Origin of the sequence: Kitasatospora sp. NPDC057223, assembly GCF_042669755.1 — a bacterium.
Taxonomy (GTDB): domain Bacteria; phylum Actinomycetota; class Actinomycetes; order Streptomycetales; family Streptomycetaceae; genus Kitasatospora.
In genome coordinates, this window is the sequence record NZ_JBHUWW010000264.1 from 1 (window position 1) to 4,024 (window position 4,024).

1 protein-coding gene and 2 pseudogenes are annotated in these 4,024 nt (G+C 71.4%); all 3 read right to left on the reverse strand.

What is annotated here, in order from left to right; translation table 11 throughout:
* Positions 1-70, reverse strand: a pseudogene (locus tag ACFUK0_RS39660) (roadblock/LC7 domain-containing protein); the annotation flags it as partial.
* A 10-nt stretch (positions 71-80) separates the two neighbouring features.
* Entirely contained in the window at positions 81-3,578 is a 3,498-nt protein-coding gene (locus ACFUK0_RS39665) for a nitrate- and nitrite sensing domain-containing protein (protein WP_380258863.1), read from the reverse strand.
* A 351-nt stretch (positions 3,579-3,929) separates the two neighbouring features.
* A pseudogene (locus ACFUK0_RS39670) lies at positions 3,930-4,024 on the reverse strand (ATP-binding protein); the annotation flags it as partial.

The window sequence follows — 4,024 nt, forward strand, 5'->3', positions numbered from 1 at the left end:
GGGACACCCCGGGGGTGTTGTCCACGAAATTGGTGATCAGCCAGTTCAGGTTCTGTGCGGCCTGGCTCATCTGACTCAACTCAACGCTCCTGGTGATTCGAGCCGCCGAAGAGATCGGTGCTGCGGTTCTGCTGTCCGTTGCCGGACAGGTCGGTCTGGTCGGGGTCGATCCGGAAGCTGCCGGTCGTCGCGTTGCGGCCCTGCTCGACGCCGCGGCGCAGGTTGGTGAGCCGGCCGCGGACCTCCTCGGGAGTGCGCGAGACCTGCGGTCCGTCCTGGGGGGTCGGCTTGGCATTGCCCGACACCAGGTTCTGCTTCGGGACGCGGCGGGGCAACCCGGAGGGCGTCACACCGCCTGCGGCTGGCTCGCGCAGCTGCTCGGCCCGCTGCCAGTCGCCGTCGTTGGCGGACTGCCAGGCGGCGGAGGGCTGGCCGGTGGGGCCGGTCGGACCGTACCCGCCGAGTGCCGACACCTCGTGGCCCCGCGGCTCGGGGACGGCGGCCGTCTCCTTGGCGCCGGTGAACCAGTTGGGCTTCTCGCCCGAGTCCAGGTCACGGGCCGGGCCGGCGCCCGCGGCGGGGGCGCCGCCGCCGGCCAGCTGCTGTCCCGGACGCCGCTGCGGCAGCCCGGAGGCGAGCGTCTGCGCCGGGGTCGGCGGCAGTGCGGCGGGCTCGGGGGTGTACGGGTGGCCCGCGGGGGCCTCCTCGGGGGCCTGGCGGCCGTTGTCGAGGTAGGAGTCGCCCTGGTAGCCGTCGTACTGCTGCTGCCCGTACTGGTCGTCCTGCGCGCCGTACTGCTGCTGGTCGTACTGCCCGTCCGCGTAGCCGCCGTCGTAGCCGGCCTGGGCGTACTGCTGCTGCCCGTACTGGCCGTCCTGGTAGCCGTCGTACTGGCCGTCGCCGTAGCCCGCGCCGTCGTACTCCTGGGTGCCGTACTGGCCGGCGCCCTGGAGCGGGCGGCCGTACGGGTCCTGGTCGTAGCCCTGGGCGCCCGGGAAGGGCTCCTGGGCGTACGGGGCGGCGTACTCCTGCTGCTGCTGGTCCTGGCGGCCGTACTCCTCGGAGTCCGCCCCGTAGGGGGTCTCCTCGACCCCGGCGTCCGCCGGCTCGGCGGCGGAGGGGCCGGCCTCCAGGGCCGCGCGGCGGCGCTGGTCGAGCCGCTGCGAGCGCTGCACGGCCTCCAACGCGGGGCTGAAGCCGCTGGCGCCGGTGTTGCCGGTCAGGTGGTCGTCGAAACCGAGTTCGGCGGCGCTGCGGCCCTGGTCCTCGAGGGCCCAGGCCTCCTGGCCGGGCTCCTGCTCGGCGAAGATCCGGGAGACGGTGAACTGCTCCTCGGGCTCCACCGGTGCGTTCATCTCGGTCAGGTGCTGCGGCAGCATCACCAGCGAGGTGGTGCCGGCCGACTCGCCGGAGGGCCGCAGCTGGACCCGGATGTCGTGGCGCTGGGACAGCCGGCCGACCACGAACAGGCCCATCCGGCGGGAGATCGTGGCGTCGACGGTGGGCGGCTCGGCCAGCTTCTCGTTGATCTCGGCGAAGTCCTCGGCGGTGAGGCCGATGCCCTTGTCGTGGATCTCGACCAGCACCCGGCCGTCCGGCAGGCGGGTGGCGTTGACCAGCACCCGGGTCTGCGGGCTGGAGAACGAGGTGGCGTTCTCCAGCAGCTCGGCGAGCAGGTGGACGAGGTCGGTCACGGCGGCGCCGATGACCTCGGCCTCGGGGATGCCGGCCAGCTCGACGCGCTCGTACTGCTCCACCTCGGAGGAGGCGGCGCGCAGCACGTCGACCAGCGGCACCGGGGTGTTCCAGCGGCGGCCGGCCTCCTCGCCCGCGAGGACGAGCAGGTTCTCGCCGTTGCGGCGCATACGGGTCGCGAGGTGGTCCAGCTTGAAGAGGCTCTCCAGCTGGTCCGGGTCGGCCTCGTTGTTCTCCAGCTCGGTGATCAGTGCCAGCTGGCGCTGGATGAGGCCCTGGCTGCGGCGCGACAGGTTGGTGAAGATCGCGTTGACGTTCCCTCGCAGCAGTGCCTGCTCGGCGGCCAGCGAGACCGCCTGCCGGTGCACCTGGTCGAAGGCGCGGGCGACCTCGCCGATCTCGTCCTTGCCGTGCAGCGGGATCGGGGACACCGAGGTGTCCACGCGGTCCGGGTCGGTCTTGGAGAGCCGCTCGACCAGGTCCGGCAGGCGGTGGTTGGCGATCTCCAGCGCGGCGCTGTTCAGCGTGCGCATACCGAGGATCATCGAGCGGGCGATCGAGCCGGTCAGCAGACCGGCGATCGTGAGCGAGGCGACCACGATGAGGAGGTTGAGCAGGGCGTCGGTCTTGGCCCGCGACTTGAGCGCGGAGGCGTCGGCGACGACCTGGTCCAGCAGCTTGGTCTCGGTGGCGCCGAGGCTGGCGAGGTGGGTGGTGGTCGCCTGCTTCCAGTTCTGCGGGGTCAGACCCGCGGCGACGGCCTCGTTGATCGCGGCGTCGGCCGCCGCCTGCCCCTTGGCCAGGCCCTGGGTGGCGTTCTGGCTGTACGCGGTGCCGATGGCGAGCAGGCCCTGCACGGTCGGCGCGGAGCCGTCGGGCATCCGCAGGGCGGCCCGCTGCTCGGCGTTCGCCTGGGCGACCAGCGCGTCGTTGTAGACCTTGGCGTCCTCGGGGGCGCTGCCCATGTTGAACTCGGCGACCGAGACCTGCTCCAGCTTCGCCGAGACCAGGAGCTGCTGGATCAGCTCGGCGTTCTCGTAGCGGGTGGTGGAGTTGGACGTGATGCCGACCAGCAGGTGCATCATCAGCGCGCGCTGGGTGGAGGCGGAGGCCTTGCCCAGCGAGATGGCGTAGATCGCCCGGCCCTTGCTGGTGATGTTGGAGCTGCCGAGGCCGACGGAGTTGTCGTAGGCCATCAGCGGCGCGATCATCGCCGAGTACGCGGCGGAGGTCGCGGTCGCGAACAGCTCCGGCTTGTAGGCGTTGTCGCGCAGGTGCGGCAGTGAGACGACCACGGACTGGAAGGCGGCGTTGCGGCGCTGCAGGCCGGCGTCGTCGGAGACCACCGCGAACGAGGACTGGTAGGCCTTGAGGGCCTCGTCGGTCTTGAGACGCTGGGCGGGGACGATCCCGTTCGGGTCCTGGCCGACCATGATCGGCGTCAGGGTGAGGTCGCGCTCGTTCTCCAGGGCGTCCGCGAGCACGGTGGCCGCACGGGCCAGCTCGGCGGTCTTCTCCGCGCGGTCGGCCTTGTTGTAGCCGTCCCAGGAGGTGTTGATGCGCAGGCCGCCGAAGATCAGGCCGATGAGGACCGGGATCATCAGGATCGCCACCAGGCGGGTGGGCACCCGCCAGTTGCGGGGGGCGAGGAACTCGTACCTCCCGCTGGAGGTCCTGACGCTCTCGGGCTCCGGCTTTCCGCCCGGCGCGCGCTCGGAGGTACCCGGCGCGGTGACTGCGGACGGCCCGCCGGGGCTGCCCGGGGGCCGCTCCTCGGTCGGGGTGAACGCGGAGAACCCTGCGGGGTCCGTGCCGCTGCCGTTCGGCTCGCTCTGGCGGGGCTCGGAGCGCCGCTGCGGGGTGACTGGCTGCTTACGCCTCACTCGACAACAACCTCTCGGCCGACTGGCGGCCATGGATCAATCCAGCGCTACCCCTGGCAGCAGCCCGCTGGCTGGGTGAACTGCCGTAAACCGTCTTCGGGGTAGCTGGAATTTCAGCACGTGCGGGGAGCCGCGACAAACAGCTCCCGGTGACCTCGAAACGCCGTCGATAACGGACATTTGTCGACATCTCGGTATGAAACGGAGGGATGCTGGCGCTGAGTGACGCTGACCGGCTACTACACGTCACTGTCGATCACCAAATGCCTACCGAACTGTTATCCATCCCTCACGCCCGGAACGCGGACGTGCCCGCCCGCTGCCAGGAAGGGCAGGTGGGCGGGCATCCGTTCAGCGGAGTCGGGCGAGGAGGGCGTGTTCGACGAGGGTGATGAGGGCGCTTTTGGCGCTGTCGCGTCGGCGGGCGTCCAGGGCGATGACGGGGG